Origin of the sequence: Chryseobacterium formosense (assembly GCF_900116415.1) — a bacterium.
Lineage (GTDB): Bacteria > Bacteroidota > Bacteroidia > Flavobacteriales > Weeksellaceae > Chryseobacterium > Chryseobacterium formosense.
Genome location: NZ_FPAP01000007.1, coordinates 62,173 through 87,910, shown reverse-complemented (window position 1 = coordinate 87,910; position 25,738 = coordinate 62,173). Strand labels below are relative to the sequence as shown.

Sequence of the window (25,738 nt, the reverse complement as noted above, 5' to 3'; positions counted from 1 at the left end):
ATGTACGACGTATTTATAACAAAAGCTTCAACATACTTGCCGAATGAACCGGTTTCTAATGACGAAATGGAAACGTATCTTGGCTATATAAATGACAAACCGTCAAAAGCAAAAGCACTGATTCTAAGAAATAATAAAATTAAAACCAGATATTACGCTTTAGATAAAAACGGAAAATCTACACATACCAATGCGCAGATTACAGCAAAAGCAATTGAAGGGCTTTTCGATGAAAATTTCAAAAAAGAAGATATGGAATTGCTTTCTTGTGGAACAACTTCTGCAGACCAGATCCAGCCTTCTCATGCATCAATGGTACATGGTGAACTGAACATCGGAAAATCTGTTGAAATTAATACATCAACCGGACTTTGTAATTCAGGAATGAATGCTTTGAATTATGGATTCCTTAATGTAAAAGCTGGTATTAAAGATAATGCAGTCTGTGTAGGTTCTGAAAGAATGTCTGCTTGGATGACTGCCGATAAGTTTAACCACGAAGCAGAAAACTTAAAACTTCTGGAAGAAAGACCGATTGTAGCTTTCAAAAGAGAATTTTTGAGATGGATGCTTTCTGACGGAGCCGGAGCTTTCTTATTGGAAAATAAACCAAGAGAAAACGAGACGTCTCTGAAAATCGAATGGATTGATTTTTATTCTTACGCACACGAAATTGAAGCTTGCATGTATTCAGGCTGTGAAAAGCAGGAGGATGGAAGCTTGAAATCATGGGCAGAATATCCTGCTGAAGAATGGCTGAACCAGTCTATTTTTGCTTTAAAACAGGATACCAAACTTTTAGATCAGTATATTTTGGTGAAAGGTGCACAAAGTTTAAGAGCTTCATTTACCAAGCATGACCTTGATCCGGATTCTATCGACCATGTTTTGGCACATATTTCTTCTGGTTATTTTAAAGAAGGTCTAAAAGATGAGTTTGCTAAAGTAGGTCTCGATTTCCCTTGGGAAAAATGGTTCTACAACCTTTCGGAAGTCGGAAACATCGGAGCAGGATCGATCTTTATCGCTGTAGAACAATTGATGAATTCCGGAAAGCTTAAAAAAGGAGAGCGAATTATGCTTTGCGTCCCTGAAAGCGGAAGATTTGCTTATTCTTGCTCTTTATTAACCGTTGTATAATGGAAAATACACTTCCAACTTCTGACCAGAATTTTGTTAAAAGTCTTATTCCGCAAAAATTTCCATTCGTAATGGTGAGCGGAATTTCAGAATATTCTGAAGAGCGCCTTGTTTCAGGATTTGAAATAGAAGAAGACAATATTTTTGTACATGAAGGAGTTTTTCAGGCTTCGGGTTTAATTGAACATCAGGCGCAGAGTGTGGCACTTCACACCGGATATAAATTTTATCTTTTAGGAAAAAAAGCTCCGACAGGATACATTGGAGCCATTAAAACTTTTGAAGCTGAAATTTTACCGAAAACGGGAGATCAGCTGATTTCTGAAGTGAACATTATTAACGAAATGATGGGAGTAACTTTGGTTGAAATCATTACAAAAATTAATGATAAAATCATTGCCAAGTCCGAAATGAAAACGGTAGTGAAATAGGTTTTTAAGAAAAAAGGCAAAAGTAAAAAGAGCCAACTTGAACCTATGCTGAATATTTATAAGCAGAAAAAATCAAAATCAAGCCAAGTTTATTTTAAAAAACACGTTTGATTTAAATATAATTAAATGGAGTTAAAAGAAGAAAATCTCATCAATATCCACAATTTTTTACCTCATCGCGAACCGATGCTGATGGTAGATTATATTCTTGAGCTTACGCCCGAGAAAGTGATTACTTCTTTTGAGATTACTTCAGATAATATTTTTGTTTATAACGATCATTTTGTAGAAGCAGGATTGATTGAGCATTCCGCACAAACCTCATCTTCAATTCTCGGACAGAGTTTTTTCGAAAATCCTGAATCGAATACGAAAGTAATAGGTTTTATCACCAACATCAAAAAAATTGAAGTCTTTGGTTCTCCAAAAGTCGGCGATAAAATTATATCTAAAGCTTCTCTGATCTCGAAATACGAAAATATCTGCCAGATTTTCTGCGAAACTTTTTTGGATAACGAATTATTAATCCGAACAGAAATCAGTTTATTCATTCAGGAAATTGAGTCTTAAAAATTTTAATATAAAATATAGAAGCCAGCTTTGAAGTTGGCTTTTTTTATGGAATAAATTCTATATTTGGTGAAAATAATATTATGAGCGTAAAAGTAAGATTCTATTCATACGATGTTGAATTTGAATTTGAAAATTCTGTCGAGTTTCCTGTAGTTCCTCAAATAGGTGACGAGGTAAATTTGTTGTCTTTTTTCAAATATCAGACTTCTGAGAGAATAGAATATGTAGAAAATATGGAACAACTGAATTTATACAACAACGCAATCGTAGGCGATAAAACATGGTGCAACGATCTGCAAAAAAATGAAATATATGTCCTGATACAATTGAAATTCAAGAGACAATAAGCAACATCCTTCTATTCATTAACCAAACACAATTTAAATATGAAAAAAATATTTTTCTTTATTTTACCCTTTACTGCGTTATTTTCTTTTGCTCAGGAGAAAGCTGCGCCAGTTGCTTTGCAGTCAAATATGAAGGCAGCAGTTATCAACGACGGCTCTCAGCTTTATGAAGAGGCTTACGAACTTTATCAGTCTGAAGAATATGATCTTGCGTTGGAAAAAATTAATGCCGCCATTAAGCTTGATAAGCGAAAGATCGATTTTTATGATCTGAAATGTTATATTCTTATTAAACTTAAAAGGAATAAAGAAATTATAGAAACTGCTACTTATGCTATTTCTCTTAATCCTAAAGATGCTAAATTTTATGAAATAAGAGGCAACACTTATTATTTTGATTTTGAACCTGAAAAAGCACTTCAGGATTACCGCAAGATGATAGCTTTAGACCAAACCAATGACCGGTACTATAATAATTACCTGAAATTGCTGAATGAAAAGCGACTTGATCAGGAGATGATCAATCTTTATCCTGTTTTTGAAAAAGCTTTACCAGGAATTAAGGAAAATTCGGACAATCAATTTCTTCATGATGTTTACTTTTACTTTTCATTACCTTTCGAAAGAGCAAAAAACCACGAAAAGGCAAAAGCATTGCTTACCGAAGCCATTAATCAAAAAGATTCTGGTTCTATGTATTACAATAACAGAGGTCTTATTTATCAGGAAACCGGAGACCTAAAACTAGCATTACAGGATCTTAATAAGGCTATTGAAATTAAGTCTGATGAGCCTTCCTATTATGAAAACCGTTTCAGTATTTATTTCCAAGCTAAAGATTATGAAAATGCAAGAAAAGACCTCCTGAAGATACTCGCTTTAGGAAACAACGATCCATACATTTATGCCAATCTCGGCAACACTTATCAAATGCAGGGAAAATCTAAAGAAGCCGTTGAAAATTATGAAATTGCATTAATCAAAGACCCCAAAAACACATCTGTAATCACTAATGCAGCTTATGGATATTTTGACCTTGGAAATACTGTCAAAGCGAAAGCTTATTTTGAAAAAGCATTGGCAATAGATCCAAAAGAAATCGATATTCTTATTGGGCTTGCTGTCATCTATAATGAAGAAAAAAATAAAGCTCAAAAAACAAAAATACTTTCTAAAATAACAGAAAATACCGATTACAAACCTTCAAAAAACCTTTTGAAAGAACTCATAAAGGAACATTATATTTATACTGAAAAGTTTCAGAAAGCCTGGGAGAAATTATTTTAATTAAAAGTTCCTATTTTAAAAAGGAATTAAATAGCCGTGTTAAGGTTTAAAACCTTGACACGGCTATGACATCAAAAAAAATCAATTTTTGATCTTGAACAAAAAAGTGAGACATTTCTGCCTCACTTCAAACAATTTATATTAATGAAAATTAATATCCGAAGATTTCTTCTAAAGTCACTTCTTTAAATGTTCCCATCTTGTTGATAGATTCCATATTCAGGTTTTCTCTTTTCCCGATGATTGCCGTATTGTATTGTACAGGCTTAATATCGGTATTGTAGAAATTAGTCAGCTGAGGCAAAGTTAAATTCTGAATTTCAGCATAAATATCTTTTCTGATGTCATAGTCAACTCCCAATTTCTTCAATGCCATTTGGTTGTAGAAAATGTTGGTTCTGTTGATTCTGTTGGATGCAATTTGCTTTAAAGCCGAGCCTTTAGAGTTTTCAAACTGAGCCGGAATTTGCGGAAGCTGCGCCATCAATTCATTCATTGCATTCACTGCTAAAGGCAATTTGTTAGATTGCGTTCCGATATAATTCGTGATGTAGTTTGCATGGCCCTTCTCTGAAGCATTAGCGTAAGAAACATACGCAGAATACGCTAAAGACTTACTTTCTCTGATCTCCTGGAATACGATAGAAGACAATCCTCTTCCGAAATATTCGTTGAAAACATTTGCTTTACCGAAGTTGGCAAGATTTACATTGCTTCCTTTTGCTACTTTGGCCATTTCCATTTGCACCATGTCGTAGTTTGCAAAGTAAACCGTTCCGCCTGTTGTTGGCTCAGCATATTCTTTAGCTTTCGCAGGCTGTAGAGTTGCGTTGGCAATAAATGGTTTTACCGCTTTTTCAAGATCGCTTTGGTTTTCTCCGTAAAGGAAAACTTCGTAAGGATAATTATTTAATGTTTTGATCTTCGACATCAACTCAGTAACGTTGATATTCTGAAGCCTGTCTTTAGAAATAATATCCGTCATTCTAGAATCTTTTCCATATTTAGCATAGTTGGAAAGCGCTGCCATAATTCTGTTCTTATCCTTTTTGGCAACATCTCTCGATTCAAGAATTGTTTTTACGGTCTGGTTGTAGATTTCCTGATCTGCTTTTACATTTTTCAGCCAGTGGTTCAACAGCTCAATACCTTTCTTCATGTTTCCTTCAAGACCGGTTAAAGTAATGAAAGTCTGATCATTTGTCGTTCTGAAACTATTTGAAATTCCTAATTTGTAGAATTCTTCTTTCAATTGCTCCGGAGTGTATTTATCAGTTCCTAAATACTGTAAAACACTTACTCCTAAAGAAAGCTCTTTGTCATTATCTGTTCCGAAAGGGAAAATATAAGCTACCTGAGCTACTTTGTTGTATTTATTGGCAACGAAGCTTACTTTTTTATCTTTAATCTGAGTCGTTGCAATCGCCGTCTTGTAATCTATGAACTGAGGCTTAATATCCGCAACTTTTGTCCCTAAAATATCTTTAAGGAAAGGAGACTGCACCTCTCTGTTTAGTTTAATTGGTGTAATCCCCGGGTTTTCTACACGAACGAGCTTATCATTTACGCCTTTTTCTTTGTAAACAACAGCATAATTATTTTTAAAGAAATCATTCGCAAATTTTACAACATCCGCTTTTGTAATTTTCTCATATTTGTTGATGTCATCAAGCTCATCTTCCCAAGTTCTTCCACTGATATAATTACCATAAAGCGTAGTTGCCAAACCATCTGCTGTTTCCCACATTTTCATACGCTGAACTTTCATATCGTTCACGATTGCCTTTAGCATCCAATCCGGGAACTGACCTTTTTTAACCAAATCGATCTGGTCTAAAAGTAATTTTTTAGCTGAATCAAAGCTCTGCCCTTCTTTCGGAGTAACATACATGTTGAATGAACCGTAGGTTTTCAAAGCCGAAGCATAAGCTCCTGCTCCCAAAGTCGATTGTCTTTGATTGATATTAAGGTCAATTAAACCTGCATCCCCATTGTTGCTTAAAATTTCAGCCACTACGTTTGCAAGCCTTGCTTCCTGAGTTCCGTCTGAATCTGTTCTCCAGGCCATGGTCATTCTCGGTGTTGACGGACTTTTTACTGTTCTTGTTACAATAGAAGTCATCGGCTCTTCTGAAACCATTTTCTTCATCGGCAATTCTTTGTATTTGAATGAACCGAAATACTGATCAACCATTTTAATCGTTTTGTCGAAATCTAAATCTCCAACCAAAACTACTGCCATGTTATTAGGAACATAGTATGTATCGAAATATTTGTGTATAGCCTGCATTGAAGGGCTCTTCAAATGCTCTGAAGTTCCGATTGTCGTTTGCTGACCATTCGGATGTTTTGGGAAAAGCGCATCCATTAATGCATAGTTTACCAAACGTCCGTCGTTATCCTGAGCTCTGTTGAATTCTTCATAAACCGCTTCCAATTCTGTATGGAAAAGTCTTAAAACCAATTCAGAAAAACGCTCTTTTTCAACTTTAAGCCATTTTTCAAGCTCGTTTGAAGGAATATTGTTTTTGTAAACTGTTTCGTCTAACCACGTGTGAGCATTAGTTCCTGTTGCTCCCAGAGAAGAAATTGCCTTGTCATATTCGTTGGCAATCGCATATTTTGAAGCTTCCTGAGAGACCTCGTCAATTTTTTTATAAAGTGCTCTTTTCTTCTCTGGATCTTTTTCAGCTTTGTGCTGCTCGTAAAGATCTGAAATCTGAGTCAATAAAGCTTTTTCTTTTGCCCAATCCTGAGTTCCCAAATGTGAAGTTCCTTTGAAAACCATGTGTTCCAAATAATGAGCAAGACCTGTATTATCACTCGGATCGTTATTAGAACCTGTTCTTACCGGAATATACGTTTGAATTCTTGGTGCATCATCGTTTTTGGCAAGATATACCTTCAAACCGTTTTTCAGGGTGTAAACTCTTACACCCGCTTGATCATTTTTTACAGTCTCGAAGCTGTATCCTTGCGCATCAGTCTGTTTTTGTGTCTCAAATTTCTGCGCCATTGCAATGATTGTGCAAAAAAGCGAAACCGAAATAAAAAATTTCTTCATATGAATTGATTGTTGTAGTAATATTAGTAGGTTGATATATATACATTGTTACAAATTACAGCAATAAATTCATGACCTATTACAATTGTTTTCTCAAGGAACAAAAATTGCAGATAATTGAATATTAATCCTAATTAATTTAAACATGAAATCAAATATCATCTGGGCAAATTTTGGTGTAGAAGATTTGGAACGTACTACACAATTTTACACTGCTTTAGGTTTTAAATCTAATGGAAGATCGGACGACCTTACAAGCTTTTTCTTTGGAGAAAACAATTTCATCATTCACTTTTTCAAAAAAGAAGTTTTAAGTAAAAATTTGGGTTTAGAAATATCAGATTCCGAAACATCTAATGAAATTATCTTTACCATTTCTGCAGAAACTAAAGAAGAAGTTGATCAATGGTCAGAAAAAATTAAAAATTCCGAAGGTAAATTAATCTCAAATCCTGAGGAATTTGGTGACAACTATTATGGCTTTATTTTCGCTGATCCGGACGGACATAAGTTTAACATTTTTATGATGTAAATCAAACTTATGTAATAAAATATAAAAGTTTGCGTTGTTTTAACATAACTTTAAAAAATCACCATGAAAAAGAAAATTTCAACCATCTTTATTATATCCTCAATGCTTACTACTGTCGGCTTTTTAATGGATGGCGATCCAAAAGAACCAAGTATGACTATGAGATTTACAGAATATTTTGCAATGCTGAGCATTTTATTTTTACTAATAACAACATTCTATTTCACAACAAATTCTTTAGCCAAAAAGCTTCAGAAAATACGTAATTAATTTTAAAAAAATATTAAGACCAAGCGCAAAAGTTTCTTTTGCGCTTTTATTTTAACAATAATCTCTGTATTTAATTTAAAATAACTCAAAAACCCACTTAATACTATGTCCTGCATTTTTACTATTTTAGCCAATTATTAAGACTATAATTAACAGAATTTTTTTCGGGTGAAAAAGCAAGATCTTCCTCAGGACGAAAGTAATTTACAGTCAGCCAATATGACCGAAGTGTTGTATGTGACCGATGAAAATGATAATTACACCACAGCAAACAGCATTGGTTGGGACGCCAAAAAAGCAGCGCTCGAAGAATCGATGGAGCTCATTAATGAGCGTATTGAAGAAGCCAGACAAAATGTTGCCAACAATATCGTAAGTCCGATTATCTATTTTATGGAATTAAATAAAATGGATTTACAGGTTCTTGCAGCCTATGTTGACAAATGGCAATGGACTGTAAAAAGACACGCAAAACCCAATATTTTTAAAAAACTCAGCGATTCTACCCTAAAAAAATATGCAGATGCATTCGGAATTTCGGTAGACGAATTAAAAAACTTCGACGGTAAATAATTATGCAAATCAATTTCGAACACCATCAGACCGCACATTGCGAAAACGGTGTTGCCTCCAATCTTTTACTCAACAGAGGTTTAAAACTCAGCGAGCCCATGATTTTCGGAATCGGTTCCGGATTGTTTTTTGTGTATTTACCTTTCTTAAAAGTGAATTTTGCACCAGGATTCAGCTACCGACCAATGCCAGGAGCGATTTTCAGCAAAGCAGCAAAAAGACTGGGAATTAAAATTAAAAGACAAAAATTCTCCAATCCGAAAGATGCACAAACCGCTTTAGAGAAAAATTTAGAACAAAATATCCCGACAGGTTTACAGGTTGGTGTTTTCAACCTGACTTATTTTCCCGAAGAATATAAATTCCATTTCAATGCGCACAATCTTGTTGTTTATGGCAAAGAAAACGGAAGATTCCTGATTAGTGACCCAGTAATGGATTTTGCAACGTCACTTACGGAAGCTGAACTTGAAAAAGTAAGGTACGCCAAAGGTGCACTTCCACCAAAAGGTCATATGTATTTCCCGACGTACATTCCGGAAACCATAAATCTCGAAGAAGCTATAAAAAAAGGAATTAAAGATACATGCAAAAATATGCTTGCTCCCGTTCCGATTATTGGTGTCAAAGCCATGCGTTGGGTGGCAAAAAGCATCCCGAAATGGGCAGATAAAAAAGGGACAAAAGTGACCAATCATTATCTTGGACAGCTCATCAGAATGCAGGAAGAAATCGGAACTGGCGGCGGTGGATTCAGGTTTATTTACGGAGCTTTTTTACAGGAAGCTGCTGTCATTCTTAAAAATGATGAATTGAAAGAATTATCCAAAGAAATCACCGCAATTGGTGATCTTTGGAGAGATTTTGCTGTAGATATTGCAAGAGTTTATAAAAACAGAAACTCAAAAAGTGATATTTACAATCAGCTTTCAAAATCGATGTTGCATATTGCCGATCTGGAAGAATCTTTTTACAAAAAACTGAGAAAAGCAATCTAGTTTGGAGAATATTATAGAAATAAAAAATCTTTACAAGAAATATAAAAATGCAGAAGAATTTTCTGTAAATGATATTTCTTTGAACATCAACAAAAACGAAATTTACGGTATTCTCGGTCCAAATGGAGCAGGAAAAACCACTTTGATTTCTATGCTTTCTGGTTTAATTAAACCAACCTCGGGAAGTTTTACCATCAACGGATTTTCACCTCAGAAAAACAGCACAAAACTGAAACAAATTATCGGTGTTGTTCCGCAGGAATATGCATTATATCCTACTTTAACAGCCAGAGAAAACCTAATGTTTTTTGGAAGCTTGTATGGTTTAAGTCACAAAAATTTAAGAAACACGATTGATGAATCTTTAGAATTAATGGGTTTATCGAAATTTGCAGATAAAAAAGTCGACCAGTTTTCGGGAGGAATGAAACGCCGTTGTAATCTGATTGCAGGAACGCTTCACAATCCGAAGGTTTTGTTTCTGGATGAACCGACTGTTGGTGTTGATGTGCAGTCTAAAAAAGCAATTATCGATTATCTTTTAGATTTAAATAAAAAAGGGACGTGCATCATTTATACTTCGCACCATTTATCGGAAGCGGAAGAGTTTTGTACACAAATTGCGATTATTGACCACGGAAAAATCCATGCAACCGGAACGCCTGAAGAACTGGTGCAAAGAGTAGCCAATGCAGAAAACCTGGAAGACGTTTTCATATCATTAACCGGAAAAGAACTGAGAGATGTTGTATAAATTGTGGAGAAGTTTTTTTAAGGAAATCCTTTTACTGAAGCGCGATATCGGAGGAATTGTCATTATATTTTTAATGCCTTTGCTGCTGATAATTACCATTACACTGATTCAGGATTCGACGTTTAAGAATCTGGAAGGTTCAAAAATTCCGATAATTTTCATCGACAACGACCATTCTGAAATTTCAAAAAGGATAGAATCTGAACTGAAAGCCAGCAAAAGTTTTCAGCTTTTAACGGAATACGATGAAAACTCGGCTAAAGAAGCTGTGTTTTCCGGAGAATATCAAATGGCAATTGTGATTCCACAGAATCTGACGAAAGATATCAATTCAAATATCGACTCGAAAGTTCAGACGATTGTCAGTTCTTTTGGTCTGGAAGCCGATTCAACAGCAACAAAAGTTACAGCCTCAAAAGCTAAAGATATCCATCTGTATTTTGACCCCGCGACCAATGCCGGATTCAAAAATTCTGTGATGAATGCCATTAATAAAATGGTTTTTGAGATTGAAAATAAAAAAATCTACAAAGCATTCCAAGACCAGTTGGGAACAACGGAAGATCTGGATAATAAGAGTTTGATTACTTTTAAAGAAATCGTTCCAAAATCAGCTTTGGAAGCAAAACCAAATTCCGTTCAGCATAATGTTCCGGCTTGGGCGTTGTTTGCTATTTTCTTCATTGTTGTGCCTTTGTCGATTAATTTAGTTAAAGAAAAAAGTCAGGGAACGAGCGTGAGAGTTCGTGTGAGTCCTACTCCCTATTACATTCATATTTTAGGAAAAACATTTACGTATCTGATTATTTGCGTCATCCAGTTTTTACTGATGGTTGCCGTTGGAGTTTATCTTTTCCCGTATATGGATTTGCCTCAATTTGATGTGACCGGAAAAATGTTTAATCTCATCATTGTCACTTTATTTGCAGGATTAGCCGCAATAGGATTCGGAGTTCTGTTGGGAACAATTGCCGATACTCAGGAACAGTCTGCTCCGTTTGGCGCGACTTCGGTTGTTGTTTTGGCAGCAGTCGGAGGAATCTGGGTTCCGGTATTTTTAATGCCGGAATTTATGCAGAAAATTGCTGCATTTTCTCCGATGAATTGGGGATTAAATGCTTATTACGATATTATTTTAAGAAACAGCGGAATCGGCGAAATTTCAACGGAATTGATTTTCTTATTTTTATTTTATGTAGCGATGGTTGCTATCGCATTATTTTACGAAAGAAAACAAAATGCTGTTTAACCACAAGGAACACGAAGATTTTTCACAAAGAGCACAAATAAATAAATCTAAAAAAATTACATAATTTTTGTGTCCATTGTGAAATCCTTTGTGAACTTTGTTGTAAAAATGAACTGTTTAAACATAATAAATTTAAACTTTAAAAACACAAATAATATGAATGAAAATGAGATTTCAAAAGTTATATTTGATTCCGGATTAAAAGTTCATCGGCAACTTGGAGCGGGACTATTGGAAAGCGCATACGAAGAATGTCTGTATTATGAATTACAGAAATCCGGATTACTAATAGAAAAACAGAAACCAATGCCATTAATTTATGATGAGATAAAACTTGACATTGGCTATAGGATTGACTTATTGGTTGAAAGAAAAGTTGTTGTTGAAATAAAATCCGTAGAATCATTAAATGAAATTCATGTTGCTCAAGTTTTAACGTATTTAAAACTAAGCAATTGCAAATTGGGCTTATTGATTAATTTTAATTCAGTTTTATTTAAAAATGGTGTTAAAAGATTAATTAACGGAACGATATAAATTTAAAATAATCATTGTGAACATTGTGCATAACTTTGTGAACCTTGTGGTAAAACGAAACAAAATGCAGTCTAAAGATTTAACTTGTACCGAAGAAGTACGTGTAAGATTCAATGAAACAGATCCTTTAGGAATTGTTTGGCACGGTCATTACATCGTGTATTTTGAAGACGGAAGAGAAGCTTTCGGAAGGCAGCACGGTTTGACCTATCTTGACATTCAGAAAGCAGGATTTGTAACACCTATCGTAAAAAGTACCTGTGAACATTTTCTACCATTAAAGTATGGAGAAACTTTCAAAATCGTGACAACTTTTGTGAATTCAACGTCAGCGAAATTAATTTACCGATACGAGCTTTTTAACCAAGAAAATAAATTAGTTTGTTCAGGAGAAACCATTCAGGTTTTCTTAGATTCTGATAATAATTTATGTTTATACAATCCTGATTTTTTTCAGGCTTGGAAAGACAAAATGGGATTATAATGAGGAAGGAAGTTTACATAACCAATTACAATTGTGTCACTCCTTTAGGTTTTGATGTTTCATCCAATTGGAATTCCCTTTTGGAAGGAAAATCAGGCGTCGCTTTATATAAAATTATCGAAAATCAAGCCCCTTTTTATGCTTCGGTGATTGATACTGAAAAACTGAATGAAGAATTTAATAAAAACTTCGACTATCAGGATTTCACGAGATTGGAAAAAATGTTTTTGCTAAGTTTAAAGCCTTTAATAGAAAGACATCCAATTTCAGGCGAAACAGCTTTTATTTTATCGACAACAAAAGGAAATATCAGCCTACTAAAAAATCAAACTATTTTACCGGAAGGCGTTTTTCTTTCCCATTTAGCTCAGAAAATTGCTGATTTTTTTGGATTTAAAACAAAACCCATTGTTGTTTCAAATGCCTGTGTTTCTGGAGTAATGGCGATTGCCGTTGCCAAAAATATGATTCAGGCCGGAAAACACAAAGATGCATTTGTTGTTGCCGGAGATGAAATTTCTGAATTTGTAATTTCAGGCTTCAATTCTTTTCAGGCAATCGGAACAGAAGTCTGTAAACCTTATGATAAAAATCGTGACGGAATCAATATTGGTGAAGCAACCGCAGCAGTTTATATCACTTCGAAACCAAATCAAAACGGAAAATTTAGTTTTAAAGTTTTAGGAGATTCAGCCATCAATGATGCAAACCATATTTCCGGACCATCAAGAACGGGTGACGGGTTGTTTGCGAGCATTAAAAATGCAATGACAGAAGCCGAAGTTTCCACAGAACAGATTGATTTTATTTCTGCACACGGAACGGCGACAATATATAATGACGAAATGGAAGCCATCGCTTTCAACAGAATGGAACTACAGAATGTCCCTTTAAACAGTATGAAAGGTTACTACGGACATTGTTTAGGCGCATCAGGTTTATTAGAAAGCATTATTTCCATGGAAAGTGCTTTGAATAATATCTTAATTCCATCTAAAAACTTTAAAGAAACGGGAACTTCCCAACCTTTAAATATCATAAAAGAAAATCAGCCTGCTGAAATCAAATATATCTTGAAAACGGCGTCAGGTTTTGGTGGTTGTAATGCTGCAATTGTTTTAGAAAAATGTTAAAATGAAAACGATGAAGAAGACAGACATTTGCACCATAGAACAGTCAAAAATAATTCTCAATAATGAAATTATTTTTGAATCTCAAACCAAAAATTTTTCAGAATTTTCAAAGGAAGCTTATAAAAGTTTAGCATTAAATTATCCTAAATTTCATAAAATGGATAACTTGAGTAAATTGGCTTTTCTCGCCTCTGAAATGATCTTAAAAGATGAAAATCACAGCAGAACAGCTTTAGTTTTTGCTAATAAATCATCAAGTTTAGACACCGATTTTAAATATCAGGAAAGCATCAATTCTCAGGAAAATTATTTTCCAAGTCCTGCCGTTTTTGTTTATACCTTACCTAATATTTGCGTGGGTGAAATCAGCATCAAACATAAAATGCAGACAGAGAATGCGTTTTTTGTTTTAGACGAATTTGATGAAGAATTTTTAAATAACTACTCGGCACAGATTCTGCAATCAGGAAAAGCTGAAAAAGTCTTGTGTGGCTGGGTAGAGCTATATCAGGAAAGTTATAATGCTTTCGTATATTTGCTGACATTATAAATTTGATAATTTGAAAATGTGCTGATTTGACAATGTAATTTTACAATCAAGATACAGCAATTATTCAGCAGAATATTAATTCAAATCAATATCTGATATAATACATTTTCAAATTATCTCGTTAACATATTTTCAAATTAAATTTATGGAAAACTTAAGAGAAGAATTAAAGCACAAAATCATCGAAGTTCTTAATTTAGAAGATGTTGCAGTAGAAGAAATCAAAGATACAGATCCATTATTTGGTGGTGGTCTTGGTTTGGATTCTATCGATGCTTTGGAATTGATCGTACTTTTGGATAAAGAATACGGAATAAAATTAGCCGATCCGAAAAAAGGAAAAGAGATTTTCTCTTCTATCGACACCATGGCGAAATTCATTGAAGAAAACAGAACAAAATAAAATTAATATACCAATGTATGAATGTACCAGTTTAGCAATGAGTAAACTTTTATATTGATACATTGTTACATTTTGTAGAAATGGGTCAAAAAATTGCCATAACAGGAATGGGAATCATTTCCGCCATTGGAAACAATGTTGAGGAAAATTTGAGTTCGTTAAAATCCGGAAAACACGGAATTTCAGACATTAGTTTGTTTGAGACCCGTCATGCCGGAAATATCAAAACTGGCGAAATCAAATTGTCTAATGAAGAACTTGTTGAAAAACTTCAGTTAAGTGAAGATAATAATGCCACCAGAACCTCTTTATTAGGAATGGTTGCCGCAAAAGAAGCCGTAGAAAGTGCCGGAATTTCAGACATTAATGAATATAAAACCGGACTCATTTCCTCAACCAGCGTTGGTGGAATGGATGTAACCGAAAAATATTTCTACACCTACGAAGACTTTCCTGAAAAGCAAAAATATATTGACGCACACGATGCAGGAAATTCATCCTTGCTAATTGCAGATTATTTGGGTCTAAAAGGTATGGTCTCAACCATCAGTACGGCTTGTTCATCTGCAGCCAATGCCATTATGATGGGTTCAAAACTGATTAAAAATGGTGTTTTAGATCGTGTAATTGTTGGCGGAACAGATTCACTTTCAAAGTTTACGTTGAACGGATTTAATACACTGATGATTTTGACTGATTCTTACAACACGCCTTTTGACAATAACAGAAAAGGTCTGAATTTGGGCGAGGCTGCTGCTTTTATCGTTTTGGAATCCGACGAAATTGTGAAAAAAGAAAATAAAAAAGTAATTGGTTATCTTTCAGGATACGGAAATGCGAATGATGCGCATCACCAAACCGCTTCCTCAGAAAACGGACAAGGCGCTTATTTGGCGATGGAAAAAGCATTGAAAGTTTCAGGTTTAGATAAAGAAAATATCGATTATATCAACGTTCACGGAACGGCAACTCCTAATAATGATCTTTCAGAAGGAATTGCTATGATTAGAATTTTTGGCGAAAATAATGTTCCGGAATTCAGTTCTACGAAAGCTTTTACAGGTCACACTTTGGCTGCTGCGGCGGGAATTGAAGCCGTTTATTCGCTTTTGGCCATTCAAAATAATGTCATTTTCCCGAATCTTAATTTTAAAACAAAGATGGAAGAATTTGATTTGGCACCTGTGACCGAACTCAAAGAGAAAAATATCAACCACGTTCTTTCCAATTCATTTGGTTTTGGGGGAAACTGTTCAACTTTAATTTTCTCGAAATCATGATTCCAGTTTACATCAACAGTGCAGCCTGTATATCGGTTCAGGACACTTTAAATGAAAATTTTTTCCAAAATCTTAAGCCTGAAAATTCAACTCAGGTTTTAAAAGCGATTGAACCTGTTTATAAAGAATTCATTCCGCCTGCGATGATAAGGAGAATGTCTAAAACCGTAAAGATGAGTTCTGTAGCATCTCAATATGCATTGAAAGAAGCCGGAATTGAAAATCCTGATGCCATCATTGTTGGAACAGGAATGGGCTGTTCCCAGGATTCTGAAAAATTTTTAAAAAATGTGATTGATAATAATGAAGAGTTTTTAACTCCGACATTCTTTATTCAGTCTACACACAATACCGTTGCGGGGCAAATTGCTTTAGGTTTGCAATGTCACGCGTACAATTTCACTTATGTGAATACTTCTTCGTCGCTGGAATTTTCATTTTTAGATGCTAAATTACAAATCAATGATGGCGAAGCTGAAAACGTGTTGGTAGGTTCAACAGACGAGCAAACCAACCGAACAATGGAATTGTACAGATTAAACAAAACCATTAAAAAAGAAGAAAATCTTCCCCTTGATTATATAAACTCTACAACAGAGGGTGTTATTTGGGGAGAAGGAGCGAGTTTTTTCGTTTTAGGAAAAGACAAAACAGAAAATTCTTATGCTCAATTAAAAGATATTCAAATCAGTAGCAGATTAGATTTAGACGAAACTCAACAATTTATTGAAGATTTTTTAACTAAGAATAATTTAACTAAAAATGATATTGATGCTGTGATTTTAGGTTTCAGCGGAGATGCAAAATCGGATGCTTATTATACAAAAGCAATGGATTCATTTGAAAGCTCAGCTTTATTGTATTACAAACATTTGAGTGGAGAATTTAATACAGCAAGTGGTTTTTCAACGTTTATGGCTTGTCATATTCTTAAAAACCAAGAAATTCCGGACGTGATGAGGATAAATGATTTGGAAAAAGAGGAAATTAAAACGATTCTTTTGTATAATCATTTGGGAGGAAGTGATCATAGTTTGGTTTTGTTGGAAAAGGTTTAACAATCCTTGATATATTTAAAAGTATGTTTGTCATTCCGTAGGAATCTCGACATAGATTTTAACGATGCTTAGATTCCACGCTACACTTCGTTTCGCTCTGAATGACAAAGATACCGCTAAAAAAATAAGTATTTTCAACAGAAAACTCAAAAACAATTAAAAGATGAAACATTATCCATTTATCTTATTTTATCTTTTCTGTAACGTTTTTATTTACGCGTTTCAAGGGACATTTTGGGTGTATTTTTTCTGTTTCCTTGGGTTTACTGTAGTTTTAGCTTGGGGTTCTTTTGATATTACACTAGGATATTTTGTCAACAGCATTACGCATAAAAGAACAAAAATCAAAGAAGTAGCTTTGACTTTTGATGACGGTCCCACCGAATTTACTCCCAAATTTTTAGATATTCTAAAAGAAAATAATGTAAAAGCTACCTTTTTCTGTATCGGAAAACAGATCGAAAAATATCCCAAAACTTTTCAAAGAATAATTGCAGAAGGTCATACGATTGGAAATCATACGCTTTCTCATTCGAATACAACCGGATTTTTATCTGCCTCAAAAATGGTTGAGGAAATCGAAAAATGTGATGAAGTGATGTTGAAAGTAGGAAATTTAAAAACTGATTTATACCGTCCTCCTTTTGGTGTCACCAATCCGAATATTGCAAAAGCCATCAAAAAAACTCACAAAAAAAGCATCGGCTGGAATGTTCGTTCACTCGACACCATTACAGAAGATGAGAAAAAAATTTACCGAAAAGTTACAAAAGGATTAAAGAAAGGAAGTATAATACTTCTTCATGACACTTCAGAAAAAACCTACAATGTTTTAGTCGAATTATTGTTATTTTTGGAGCACGAAAAATTTTCTACATTTACCATTGAAAATATTTTTACCACAAAGAGAACAAAGCTTTTGCACAATGCACACAAGTAAATTGCATTAAAGATAATCTGTAAGGTCTTCTTTTATTGTGTTCTTAGTGATGAAAATATCAGAATCAACTTTTAAAAGTACATCAATGATTAAAAATATAGCTTTAAGCACTCTTTTATTAATTTCGAGTTTTGTTTTTGCACAAAACACACCGATGTCAACAGCGGAGTCAAAAGCATTCGTAACTAAAATTTCTTCAGAAACAAAAGAGATAAAAACCTTACAGGCAGATTTTATCCAAACCAAAAAGATGGATTTTTTGGATAAAAATATCGTAACGTACGGAAAGATGTCTTTAAAAACACCGAATATACTGGCTTGGAAATACACAAAGCCTTATCAGTACAGCATTGTTTTTAAAGACAATAAAATTTTCATCAACGATCAGGGGAAAAAATCTTCGGTGGATGCCAAAAGTAAAACGTTTGAAAAAATCAATAAACTGATTGTCGGAAGTTCGAACGGACAAATGTTCAATGATTCTGAATTTTCTGTGAGTTATTTTAAAAACGCGAATTCCAATATTGCAAAATTTACTCCGAAATCGGCACAATTGCTGAAATATATTAAGCAAATTGAACTTCATTTTCCTAAGAATCAATCGACGGTTTCACAGGTCAATATGATGGAAGCTTCAGGTGATACGACCAATATTGTTTTCAAAAACACTAAAATCAATGCGCCGATTGCTGCTTCTGAATTCAGTTTATAGTCTGATTTTCTTATTGTTTGTTTCTTGTAAAACCTACCAATTAACAGACGTAAAACCTATTTCCAATTCCGAAAAAACGGTTGAAAATTTATACTTTTCTTCCAATGAAGATTATGTTTATAAATGTCAGATGGATATTTACAATAATCACGTAAGCGGAATTTTAATATTAAAAAAAATTAATGCAACAACTCATCGGGTCGTCATGACCTCTGATTTTGGAAATAAATTAATTGATTTTGAGATTTCAGAAAACGATTTTAAGCTCAATTATGTTCTTCCTGATTTGGATAAAAAAATTGTCATCAACTTTTTGAAAAATGACTTTCAGAAGCTTTTAAAGGAAAAATATGCTGTGAATGAAAGTTTTGAAAATGATTTATCCAATATATTTTATTCTAAAGCCGATAAAAAAGGATATTATCTAAGTTTTAATAAGGAAAACAGCTTACTGAAACAAATCGTTTACACGAAGGGTAATAAGGAAAAGATCTATTTTATATTTGAGGCTAAAAAACCTACTTTTGCAGAAATGATTGAAATTCAGCACAAGGATTTCAAAATCAATATAAAACTATTTCAAATCACTGAAACAGAAACAGAAACAGAATAAACAATGCAAACGATACTTACAGATTTTTATACTTTACAATCATATGAAAAAGCAGAAAACGGAGGTTTTACGGCCCATATTCTGCTGCACAAAGACCATGATATTTTCAAGGGACATTTTCCGGGAAATCCGGTAACACCCGGTGTTTGTATGATGCAGATTGTGAAAGAACTTACTGAAGAATTTATCGGCAGGAAATTATTTTTAAGAACGGCATCAAACGTAAAATTCATGGCCATTATCAACCCATTTGAAACGCCTGAATTGACGATGTCACTTAACATTAGTGAAAGTGAAACAGAAGTTAAAGTAAAAAACACAACCTCATTTGGCGAGACTATTGCATTAAAAATGTCGGTTAATTATACAAAAATATAGTATGAAACTGATATTATCTCTTTTGACAGGGTTATTTTTATTTTTCCAAGGTGGGGATTTAGAAACTTTGAGAAATGCTTATTCAAAAGCCAATTCTTCCAATGAAGGTGCAAAAAACTTTATTGAGATTGCTGATAAAAAAAGTTCTTCAGACCCTATAATCACTGGCTATAAAGCTGCTGCAGATATTTTGGAAGCCAAAGTAACAACTGAAAAAAACAAAAGAAAATCTTTTGTAAAATCGGGAGCAACGAGTTTGGAAAGTGTTATCAAAGCAAATCCAAACAATGTTGAGTTGAGATTAATCAGAATGAGTGTTCAGGAAAACATTCCGAAAATTGTTGGGTATAATAAAAATCTTAAAGAAGATAAAACCTTCATCCTGAGTAATTATTCTAAGCAAAATTCTGCACTAAAAACATATGTCAGAAAATTTGCCATGCAGTCTAAAACAATGACTGCAGCTGAAAAAAATTCATTAAAATAAACGAATGATACTTTCTGAAGTTAAAGACGCAATTTCCGAAAGGAACATATGTGTTTTGATTCCAACTTACAACAATGAAAAGACCCTGAAAAGAGTTATTGATGGTGTTTTAGATTATACCGAAAATATTATTGTTGTAAATGACGGTTCTACCGATTCTACTTCAGAAATTCTCAAAAACTATACTCAAATAACCGTTTTAAATCTTCCGGAAAACAAAGGAAAAGGCAATGGTTTAAAAACAGGTTTTAGAAAAGCCAAAGAATTAGGTTTTGACTATGCGATAACCATCGATTCTGATGGACAGCATTATCCCGATGATATTCCTGTCTTTGTGGAAGCTTTGGTTGATGAAAATGAAGATGTTTTACTCATTGGAAACCGCAACATGTCTCAGGACGGAATTCCTAAAAAAAGCAGCTTCGGAAACCGTTTTTCAAATTTCTGGTTTTGGTTTGAAACCGGGATCAAGCTTGAAGACACCCAATCCGGTTATCGTTTATATCCCCTACATAAAATTCCGATAAAATATTTTACTCCAAAGTTTGAGTTTGAAATCGAAATTATTGTACGAACAGCCTGGCGACACGTTCCCGTAAAAAATGTTCCGATAAAAGTCTTGTACGACCCCGCAGAAAGGGTTTCGCACTTCAGACCGTTCAAAGATTTTACTCGAATCAGCATTTTGAATACGATTCTGGTGACCATTACTTTGCTTTATATTATTCCGCGAAACTTCGTGAATAATTTCAAAAAAAAAAGCTTTAAAAGATTCATCAAAGAAGATGTTTTAGAAAGTGAAGGAACAAACCGCATCAAAGCTTTTTCAATTGCGCTCGGTGTGTTTATTGGTTTTTCTCCTTTTTGGGGATTCCACACCCTTTTGGTGATTTCTCTGGCTGTTTTATTCAAACTAAATAAAGTTCTTGCTTTTGTCGCTTCCAATGTGAGCCTGCCTCCATTCATTCCTTTTATTATCGTGGCTTCTCTGTTTCTCGGCTCGCCCTTTGTATCTGGAAACAGTGATTTTCTCAATCAGGAATGGAATTTTGATCTCGTAAAAAATAACATTCTTCAATACGTTGTCGGAAGTTTGATTTTAGCAAGTACAATGTCTGTCATTACGGGAATTGTAACTTTTTTGTTTTTAAATAAAGTGAATCCGGAGAATAATTAATTTTTTTGGAGCCTATTGACTACGTCGAAAAGCTGATATTTAATTTTTATTTGAAGCTTTTTCCTGCTTTCGCTACTCGCTTTTTCTGGTTTTAGTTGCGGCGGCTTCGCCGCCGCAACTAAAACCAGAAAAGAGCTCAAACAGGCCGCTCAATCAGGGCTAAACTTCTCTCATAATTACAAATTATCTCAACTTCTTCAACGTTTTTTTCAGATACTTCCCAACATTTTCTTTGTCAGGAATAGTTGTAATTTCTTTAGTCAAAGCTCTTTCAAATTCAGTTTTAGCGCGTTGATAATCATGAAGCTTGTAATAATATTTTCCGGCTAAATAATAACCCAACCAATAATCTGGGTTTAAAGATTGATATTCTAGTGTAAAATCTTCGCTCAACACAATATTATCTTTATCAATTGCATCTGTTATTTCAGATTGCATTAATTTATACATCTCATAATTTTCGAACTCCTGGGAATCCACAAAAGGATCTTTAGCAATATTCATATTTGATTTTGCGAATTCACCACTCTTTAATCTTTTATCTGAAAAAATTTCATTTAAATCATAACAGACAAATTCTCCCAATTGGTATGGGTTTGACGAAACCCATACCAATTTCTTCTCAGGCGAAAAAATCACTGCATGATGTGCCAAAAGCTGATTAATTGCTTTTTCATTGCCGTAACCAATCTTTTCGCCTTTCAAACCCGATTGATCTCTTAAAATCGCAGCCATTTTTTCAGGATTCAGTTTTTTATCTTCCTGTAAAAGCTCCTGAAGCTTTTCGTAACGGTATTCAGAATGACTTTCTACAATATGCTTCTGATTTCTTTTATCATTTTTATAAGCATCCGACTGAAAATGATTCGTACAAAAAACCTTGCTCGAATTAGCAACATCATAAACACCGAAATTCTTAGGCGAAACTTCAATAATCACCGCTTTTTTGTCATTTGCACTTCCTACCAAAATCGATTCAGAAACAAAAACTTTTCGCTTTTTGGCGATCTCAATTGCTTCATCAATATTCTTTGCATATTGTAAAATCTCTCTTGTCACCAAAGAAATCGGAGTTTTCGCCGTCAAGGGAATTTTCGATTTCCCAGCATTAATTGTCACCGTAATTCCTTCTTTATTCATCCCAGAAACTACGCCAACCATTCCGGGCCAGCTTACCGACAAATAAGGAATTCCATTTTCGGGTTCAACTAATTCTATCAATTTATTTTTAGCAAAATCATCACCGACATAAAAATCAAAATTTCTTCCAATCAATAGATCTCCATCTTCGGTATTTTCATTCCAGACAGCAAGAGAAGTACAACCCACCATCATCAGATCCTGCATGGCGTGACCAATATCATGAGCGCCATGCAAATACATACTCCTCTGAAATTTTGGAGCAATAAAATTATATTTTTCCGATGAATAATGAGATAAGCCATACAACTCAGCCTGAAAATCATTTCTTACATTCAGATACATTTTCCGGTTGTACCATTTCAGAAATCCCCTCAAAAGGTTTTGCTTGAATTTTGAAGGAACAAAACCTTCTACCTTAGAAAAGAAAATTTCTTCCTGTTTCTGCATTAAATTTTGCGTCAAAGCACCATTGTTATACCCTAACTGTAGAGGATTTCCTCTGATATACAATTCCCAAAGCTGTTGTTTATTCTTCGTTAAATAATTTTGGTTAAAGCTAAATGTAGAATCGTTGACCTTCTCAACTTTCGGAATTTCTAAAGAATATTTTTGTACGTCGGGAAGATGTTCTATTGATTTTCGAATTCCACAAGATGTGAGGATGAGACAAAGGTTTAAACTGAGAAAGATTAACATTCTGTCTTTTCGACGAAAGGAGAAATCTATTTTTTTTAAGTCAGATTCTTCATTGCGCTTCGCTTCGCTATGGATGATAAAAATATTTTTAGAATTCATTATTCTCATGAATCATTTGTTTTAATCGTTCATCCATCAATTCTTTTCCTAAAATTTCTGCGCAGGTATTAAAAGCACCAATGGTACAGCCCAGAATCCCATGCATATTGACCGATTGACCGGTAAGAAAAAGATTATTAATCTTCGTTCGTGGCGAGACCATTGTTTTTAAAGGATTTTCGGAGGTTTTGGAATATCCGTACATATTTCCTTCAAAACTTCCGATATAGTCGCGATAAGAAAGTGGAGAAGATGTATAAATATTTTTAATCGAAGCTCTAAGGTCAGGAAATTTCTTTTCCAGTGCATCAATCATTTTTTCTGCTTTTTTAAGCTTAAATTTTTCGTATAATTGCCCTCTTTCATGTTCATCTGTGATCGTATTGAATGTATTTTCCCATTCTTTTACTTCCTCAAAACTCATATAGGAAATTGCCGTTAAGCTTTCTGCAAACTCTTCATTTTTTTTCGAAGGCGTCGATGAAAGCATATAAGTTTCAGGCCAGTTTTCTTTTTTGTATTTAAAAGCGTTCCAGACTAAATCTTCCGAAGAGTAATGGTAAATATTATAATTAAAATTCGGAACCTCATTCGGTTTTAAAACCAAATACACACTGAAACAAGATGAAATCGGCTGCCAACTTAAAACCCTATTAACGAACGATTTCTTCAGTCTTTTTTCTCCGATTAATTGGATCATTGACCGAATTTCAATATTTGAAATGAAAAGATTTGCATGAAATTCTTTTCCGGAAGATGTTTTTACTCCCCTTAGAATATCTTTATCATCAAAAATCATTTCTGAAACTTCAGAATGCTTAAAAACCTCGGCTCCGTATTCTCTCAGTTTTCTAATCAGTAATTTTGAAATCTGGCTTCCTCCCTTTACGCATTTATAAGAACTTTGAATATAAGAATTTACCGTCAAAGCATGAACGTAAAATGGTGTATTCTCAGAATCTCCTGCATACAGAAAATTTGAGCCCAGTAAAACAGCCTGCAATTTTTCGTTCGAAGTAATCGATTCTATGAAACGTTTAGTATTCAAATGCAGAATTTCTTCATTATAATTATCTTTGCCTACAACATTATATCTCGGAAAATAATTGCATATTTCCTGAATCTCCTGACAATAGATTTCCAAATTCTGTCTTTCATCAGGGAAAAATTGTGTTAGTTGTTCAACAAAATTTGTGTAACCTTGCGCATGAGGATATTCTGTAGAATCATCCCCGAATGTAATCTTATCATAACCATCAACATCCATTTTCTGAAGTTCGAGGTCATTCATAATTTCTAAGTAAGAAAAAAAATGATAAAGGTTTTGTCCTTGTGAAAGTCCACCAATGTAATGGACTCCGGTATCAAAAATTAATTTATCTCTTGAAAATGTCTGAAGATTTCCGCCATATTGATTGTTTTTTTCTAAAACACAAACTTTCAGGCCTTGTTTCGCCAGAATAAGTGCCGAAACAAGACCTCCCAATCCGCTTCCAATAACCAATATGTCGTAGTTTTTTTTCAAATTCTGATTATAGTTTTAATGGCAAAAGGTACAAAAGTTTATCAAACTTTTAGTATAAATATTCTTGTTTAAAACGCAAAGCTCGCAAAGGTTTTTTTGAAATGATTGAAAATATTTTCCGTTCTCAGAGGCGTTTCACTCAGCAAAAAGAAAAATTACTTACTTATAAGGAAACCTAAGTGGCTTCTGGAAAAGCCTGTTAAGTTTATGTCCGTCAAAAAGTCAAAGATTTCCCACAGATTCCACAGATTTTCACAGATTTAAAAGCGCACCTATTTTAAATTTCCATCTGTATCTCAATGAATTCTATTGGCTCTTTTTGCTTTTAACTTGGCTCTTTAAAATCAATCTACATCATCCCAAAAGTCGAAATAATTGAACCACTGAAGCGGATATTTTTTAATCATTGATTCAAGATTCTGGGTGTAGGAGTTTAAAAGTCCTTGTGAATCACGTTTTTTGACGTTTTGGGCAACTCTTGCATACAGATGATAATGAAGATTTTTTTCTTTCATCACGTACACATAAACCACCGGAACGCCCAATCTTGACGCAATCATGAAAGGTCCGGCCGGAAATTTTGCGCTTTTGCCCAATAAATCTGCTTCAAGAAATTTCGAACCTTCGAAATAACGGTCGCCTGTAAAACAAATGAGTTCGTTTTTCGACAAAGCCTCATTAATCTCGAAAATATGCGACATGTCTTCTTTCACATAAATGAATTTCATGTTGGTCGCTTTTACCGAAACACTTTCCAGGTATTCTTTAATAACCGTAACTTCCTGATCGGTTGTAACCAAATTGATCTGACAATCGAAATCAATGTCTGCAAAAAAATGTTCGGCAATTTCGAAATTTCCGATATGTGCACTGATGAGAACGCCGCCTTTTTTTTCGGCTAAAAGATTTCTTAAATTTTCTATTCCGTCGAATTCGTAGGTGTATTTATTTCTTAAACCCGCAGAAATGGCAGTTTTGTCAATCAGAATTGTTCCGAAAGTGAAGTAACTTTTAAACAGGGAAATTTTTGTCTTCCAAAATCCGTAATTGAGTCTTTTCTGAAAGTAATATCTGTAGTATTTATTGCTTTTTTTTTCGAATAAAAAGTAGTAAAAAGCAACAAAATACAGAACGAAATATGAGCTTCGGATTCCGATATTTCTAATACACCAGACGAAAATCTGATAGCCCAAAATGGAGCCTTTAGATTTACCTTTCCACTTGTTCATAAAAACTAATTTTTAATGCAAAGTTCGTAAAGATTTTTTTGAAATGATTGAAAATATTTTCACTGCAAAGGTGTTT

28 protein-coding genes are annotated in these 25,738 nt (G+C 34.0%); 24 read left to right on the top strand and 4 right to left on the bottom strand.

The features are described 5' to 3' along the window. The 5 genes from BM371_RS19415 (at position 1) to BM371_RS19395 (ending at position 3,778) form a co-directional block, all read left to right on the top strand. Positions 1-1,140: a dialkylresorcinol biosynthesis protein DarB gene (locus tag BM371_RS19415; RefSeq protein WP_034672563.1), complete on the top strand. Its 1,140-nt coding sequence runs from the start codon at positions 1-3 to the stop codon at positions 1,138-1,140. Further along, a complete protein-coding gene (locus BM371_RS19410) occupies positions 1,140-1,571 on the top strand; it encodes a hotdog family protein (protein WP_034672565.1) in 432 nt (143 codons plus the stop codon). The genes BM371_RS19415 and BM371_RS19410 overlap by 1 nt, the downstream gene beginning before the upstream one ends. A 126-nt stretch (positions 1,572-1,697) precedes the next feature. Then, positions 1,698-2,141 carry a hotdog family protein gene (locus tag BM371_RS19405; RefSeq protein WP_034672567.1) on the top strand — a complete coding sequence of 148 codons (444 nt, stop codon included), beginning with the start codon at positions 1,698-1,700 and terminating at the stop codon, positions 2,139-2,141. 83 nt (positions 2,142-2,224) lie between these two features. Beyond that, positions 2,225-2,491 carry a hypothetical protein gene (locus BM371_RS19400; RefSeq protein WP_034672569.1) on the top strand — a complete coding sequence of 89 codons (267 nt, stop codon included), beginning with the start codon at positions 2,225-2,227 and terminating at the stop codon, positions 2,489-2,491. Positions 2,492-2,530: 39 nt separating this feature from the next. Beyond that, a complete protein-coding gene (locus BM371_RS19395) occupies positions 2,531-3,778 on the top strand; it encodes a tetratricopeptide repeat protein (RefSeq protein ID WP_034672573.1) in 1,248 nt (415 codons plus the stop codon). Between the two features lie 151 nt (positions 3,779-3,929). Here BM371_RS19395 and BM371_RS19390 read toward each other — a convergent pair whose 3' ends face one another. Further along, positions 3,930-6,842, bottom strand: coding sequence for a M16 family metallopeptidase (locus BM371_RS19390; protein WP_051882506.1), 2,913 nt, complete (start codon positions 6,840-6,842; stop codon positions 3,930-3,932). A gap of 145 nt (positions 6,843-6,987) precedes the next feature. On the opposite strand from BM371_RS19390, the gene BM371_RS19385 reads away from it, so the two are divergent. The 19 genes from BM371_RS19385 to BM371_RS19295 all read left to right on the top strand — a co-directional run bounded on the left by BM371_RS19385 (position 6,988) and on the right by BM371_RS19295 (position 20,970). Beyond that, a complete protein-coding gene (locus tag BM371_RS19385) occupies positions 6,988-7,374 on the top strand; it encodes a VOC family protein (RefSeq protein WP_034672579.1) in 387 nt (128 codons plus the stop codon). A 63-nt stretch (positions 7,375-7,437) separates the two neighbouring features. Continuing rightward, positions 7,438-7,644: a hypothetical protein gene (locus BM371_RS19380; RefSeq protein WP_034672582.1), complete on the top strand. Its 207-nt coding sequence runs from the start codon at positions 7,438-7,440 to the stop codon at positions 7,642-7,644. Between the two features lie 168 nt (positions 7,645-7,812). Further along, the gene (locus tag BM371_RS19375) at positions 7,813-8,217 is read left to right on the top strand and encodes a flexirubin biosynthesis protein DarG (protein WP_034672584.1); all 405 of its coding nucleotides are present in this window, start codon (positions 7,813-7,815) and stop codon (positions 8,215-8,217) included. Between the two features lie 2 nt (positions 8,218-8,219). Next, on the top strand, positions 8,220-9,215 hold the full coding sequence (locus BM371_RS19370; protein ID WP_034672585.1) for a BtrH-related acyltransferase DarH: 996 nt from the start codon (positions 8,220-8,222) through the stop codon (positions 9,213-9,215). 1 nt (position 9,216) lies between these two features. Then, positions 9,217-9,969 (top strand): ABC transporter ATP-binding protein, encoded by a 753-nt coding sequence (locus tag BM371_RS19365; RefSeq protein ID WP_034672586.1) that lies wholly within the window; start codon positions 9,217-9,219, stop codon positions 9,967-9,969. Next, on the top strand, positions 9,959-11,218 hold the full coding sequence (locus BM371_RS19360) for an ABC transporter permease (protein ID WP_034672587.1): 1,260 nt from the start codon (positions 9,959-9,961) through the stop codon (positions 11,216-11,218). Before BM371_RS19365 ends, BM371_RS19360 begins: the two co-directional genes overlap by 11 nt. Before the next feature lie 156 nt (positions 11,219-11,374). Then, complete coding sequence (locus BM371_RS19355) at positions 11,375-11,755, top strand: GxxExxY protein (RefSeq protein ID WP_034676860.1); 381 nt, start codon at positions 11,375-11,377, stop codon at positions 11,753-11,755. A gap of 64 nt (positions 11,756-11,819) precedes the next feature. Next, a complete protein-coding gene (locus BM371_RS19350; RefSeq protein WP_083206597.1) occupies positions 11,820-12,239 on the top strand; it encodes an acyl-CoA thioesterase in 420 nt (139 codons plus the stop codon). Continuing rightward, complete coding sequence (locus BM371_RS19345; RefSeq protein ID WP_034672589.1) at positions 12,239-13,372, top strand: beta-ketoacyl synthase N-terminal-like domain-containing protein; 1,134 nt, start codon at positions 12,239-12,241, stop codon at positions 13,370-13,372. The genes BM371_RS19350 and BM371_RS19345 overlap by 1 nt, the downstream gene beginning before the upstream one ends. A gap of 10 nt (positions 13,373-13,382) precedes the next feature. Beyond that, entirely contained in the window at positions 13,383-13,922 is a 540-nt protein-coding gene (locus tag BM371_RS19340) for a 3-oxoacyl-ACP synthase (protein ID WP_081874554.1), read from the top strand. A gap of 145 nt (positions 13,923-14,067) precedes the next feature. Continuing rightward, the gene (locus BM371_RS19335) at positions 14,068-14,325 is read left to right on the top strand and encodes a phosphopantetheine-binding protein (RefSeq protein ID WP_034672593.1); all 258 of its coding nucleotides are present in this window, start codon (positions 14,068-14,070) and stop codon (positions 14,323-14,325) included. Between the two features lie 80 nt (positions 14,326-14,405). Beyond that, on the top strand, positions 14,406-15,605 hold the full coding sequence (locus tag BM371_RS19330) for a beta-ketoacyl-[acyl-carrier-protein] synthase family protein (protein ID WP_034672595.1): 1,200 nt from the start codon (positions 14,406-14,408) through the stop codon (positions 15,603-15,605). Then, entirely contained in the window at positions 15,602-16,663 is a 1,062-nt protein-coding gene (locus BM371_RS19325) for a beta-ketoacyl synthase N-terminal-like domain-containing protein (RefSeq protein WP_034672596.1), read from the top strand. The genes BM371_RS19330 and BM371_RS19325 overlap by 4 nt, the downstream gene beginning before the upstream one ends. Before the next feature lie 163 nt (positions 16,664-16,826). Continuing rightward, positions 16,827-17,603 (top strand): polysaccharide deacetylase family protein, encoded by a 777-nt coding sequence (locus tag BM371_RS19320; RefSeq protein ID WP_034672599.1) that lies wholly within the window; start codon positions 16,827-16,829, stop codon positions 17,601-17,603. 85 nt (positions 17,604-17,688) lie between these two features. After that, on the top strand, positions 17,689-18,315 hold the full coding sequence (locus BM371_RS19315) for a flexirubin biosynthesis/transport protein LolA2 (protein WP_034676865.1): 627 nt from the start codon (positions 17,689-17,691) through the stop codon (positions 18,313-18,315). After that, on the top strand, positions 18,281-18,928 hold the full coding sequence (locus BM371_RS19310) for a flexirubin biosynthesis protein LolB2 (protein ID WP_034672602.1): 648 nt from the start codon (positions 18,281-18,283) through the stop codon (positions 18,926-18,928). The genes BM371_RS19315 and BM371_RS19310 overlap by 35 nt, the downstream gene beginning before the upstream one ends. 3 nt (positions 18,929-18,931) lie before the next feature. Beyond that, positions 18,932-19,306, top strand: coding sequence for a hotdog family protein (locus BM371_RS19305; protein WP_081874513.1), 375 nt, complete (start codon positions 18,932-18,934; stop codon positions 19,304-19,306). 1 nt (position 19,307) lies between these two features. Continuing rightward, a complete protein-coding gene (locus BM371_RS19300; RefSeq protein WP_034672604.1) occupies positions 19,308-19,793 on the top strand; it encodes a hypothetical protein in 486 nt (161 codons plus the stop codon). A gap of 4 nt (positions 19,794-19,797) precedes the next feature. After that, positions 19,798-20,970, top strand: coding sequence for a DUF2062 domain-containing protein (locus tag BM371_RS19295; protein ID WP_034672605.1), 1,173 nt, complete (start codon positions 19,798-19,800; stop codon positions 20,968-20,970). Positions 20,971-21,153: 183 nt separating this feature from the next. Here the strand turns inward: BM371_RS19295 and BM371_RS19290 are convergent, their stop codons facing one another. The 3 genes from BM371_RS19290 to BM371_RS19280 all read right to left on the bottom strand — a co-directional run bounded on the left by BM371_RS19290 (position 21,154) and on the right by BM371_RS19280 (position 25,662). Further along, on the bottom strand, positions 21,154-22,809 hold the full coding sequence (locus BM371_RS19290) for an acyl-CoA--6-aminopenicillanic acid acyl-transferase (protein WP_034676869.1): 1,656 nt from the start codon (positions 22,807-22,809) through the stop codon (positions 21,154-21,156). Between the two features lie 88 nt (positions 22,810-22,897). Further along, positions 22,898-24,433: a phytoene desaturase family protein gene (locus BM371_RS19285; RefSeq protein ID WP_034672607.1), complete on the bottom strand. Its 1,536-nt coding sequence runs from the start codon at positions 24,431-24,433 to the stop codon at positions 22,898-22,900. 344 nt (positions 24,434-24,777) lie between these two features. Next, complete coding sequence (locus tag BM371_RS19280) at positions 24,778-25,662, bottom strand: LpxL/LpxP family acyltransferase (RefSeq protein ID WP_034672608.1); 885 nt, start codon at positions 25,660-25,662, stop codon at positions 24,778-24,780. Positions 25,663-25,738 lie beyond the last annotated feature (76 nt).

What these genes read in the sequence shown, in the direction of transcription:
- BM371_RS19320 (WP_034672599.1), top strand. Translation starts at nt 16,827, where the DNA reads ATGAAACATTATCCATTTATCTTATTTTATCTTTTCTGTAACGTTTTT.
- BM371_RS19395 (WP_034672573.1), top strand. Translation starts at nt 2,531, where the DNA reads ATGAAAAAAATATTTTTCTTTATTTTACCCTTTACTGCGTTATTTTCT.
- BM371_RS19390 (WP_051882506.1), bottom strand. Translation starts at nt 6,842, where the DNA reads ATGAAGAAATTTTTTATTTCGGTTTCGCTTTTTTGCACAATCATTGCA.
- BM371_RS19295 (WP_034672605.1), top strand. Translation starts at nt 19,798, where the DNA reads ATGATACTTTCTGAAGTTAAAGACGCAATTTCCGAAAGGAACATATGT.
- BM371_RS19345 (WP_034672589.1), top strand. Translation starts at nt 12,239, where the DNA reads ATGAGGAAGGAAGTTTACATAACCAATTACAATTGTGTCACTCCTTTA.
- BM371_RS19370 (WP_034672585.1), top strand. Translation starts at nt 8,220, where the DNA reads ATGCAAATCAATTTCGAACACCATCAGACCGCACATTGCGAAAACGGT.
- BM371_RS19405 (WP_034672567.1), top strand. Translation starts at nt 1,698, where the DNA reads ATGGAGTTAAAAGAAGAAAATCTCATCAATATCCACAATTTTTTACCT.
- BM371_RS19300 (WP_034672604.1), top strand. Translation starts at nt 19,308, where the DNA reads ATGAAACTGATATTATCTCTTTTGACAGGGTTATTTTTATTTTTCCAA.
- BM371_RS19350 (WP_083206597.1), top strand. Translation starts at nt 11,820, where the DNA reads ATGCAGTCTAAAGATTTAACTTGTACCGAAGAAGTACGTGTAAGATTC.
- BM371_RS19385 (WP_034672579.1), top strand. Translation starts at nt 6,988, where the DNA reads ATGAAATCAAATATCATCTGGGCAAATTTTGGTGTAGAAGATTTGGAA.
- BM371_RS19380 (WP_034672582.1), top strand. Translation starts at nt 7,438, where the DNA reads ATGAAAAAGAAAATTTCAACCATCTTTATTATATCCTCAATGCTTACT.
- BM371_RS19355 (WP_034676860.1), top strand. Translation starts at nt 11,375, where the DNA reads ATGAATGAAAATGAGATTTCAAAAGTTATATTTGATTCCGGATTAAAA.
- BM371_RS19280 (WP_034672608.1), bottom strand. Translation starts at nt 25,662, where the DNA reads ATGAACAAGTGGAAAGGTAAATCTAAAGGCTCCATTTTGGGCTATCAG.
- BM371_RS19335 (WP_034672593.1), top strand. Translation starts at nt 14,068, where the DNA reads ATGGAAAACTTAAGAGAAGAATTAAAGCACAAAATCATCGAAGTTCTT.
- BM371_RS19360 (WP_034672587.1), top strand. Translation starts at nt 9,959, where the DNA reads ATGTTGTATAAATTGTGGAGAAGTTTTTTTAAGGAAATCCTTTTACTG.
- BM371_RS19330 (WP_034672595.1), top strand. Translation starts at nt 14,406, where the DNA reads ATGGGTCAAAAAATTGCCATAACAGGAATGGGAATCATTTCCGCCATT.
- BM371_RS19310 (WP_034672602.1), top strand. Translation starts at nt 18,281, where the DNA reads ATGCGCCGATTGCTGCTTCTGAATTCAGTTTATAGTCTGATTTTCTTA.
- BM371_RS19325 (WP_034672596.1), top strand. Translation starts at nt 15,602, where the DNA reads ATGATTCCAGTTTACATCAACAGTGCAGCCTGTATATCGGTTCAGGAC.
- BM371_RS19400 (WP_034672569.1), top strand. Translation starts at nt 2,225, where the DNA reads ATGAGCGTAAAAGTAAGATTCTATTCATACGATGTTGAATTTGAATTT.
- BM371_RS19290 (WP_034676869.1), bottom strand. Translation starts at nt 22,809, where the DNA reads ATGTTAATCTTTCTCAGTTTAAACCTTTGTCTCATCCTCACATCTTGT.
- BM371_RS19315 (WP_034676865.1), top strand. Translation starts at nt 17,689, where the DNA reads ATGATTAAAAATATAGCTTTAAGCACTCTTTTATTAATTTCGAGTTTT.
- BM371_RS19415 (WP_034672563.1), top strand. Translation starts at nt 1, where the DNA reads ATGTACGACGTATTTATAACAAAAGCTTCAACATACTTGCCGAATGAA.
- BM371_RS19410 (WP_034672565.1), top strand. Translation starts at nt 1,140, where the DNA reads ATGGAAAATACACTTCCAACTTCTGACCAGAATTTTGTTAAAAGTCTT.
- BM371_RS19305 (WP_081874513.1), top strand. Translation starts at nt 18,932, where the DNA reads ATGCAAACGATACTTACAGATTTTTATACTTTACAATCATATGAAAAA.
- BM371_RS19340 (WP_081874554.1), top strand. Translation starts at nt 13,383, where the DNA reads ATGAAGAAGACAGACATTTGCACCATAGAACAGTCAAAAATAATTCTC.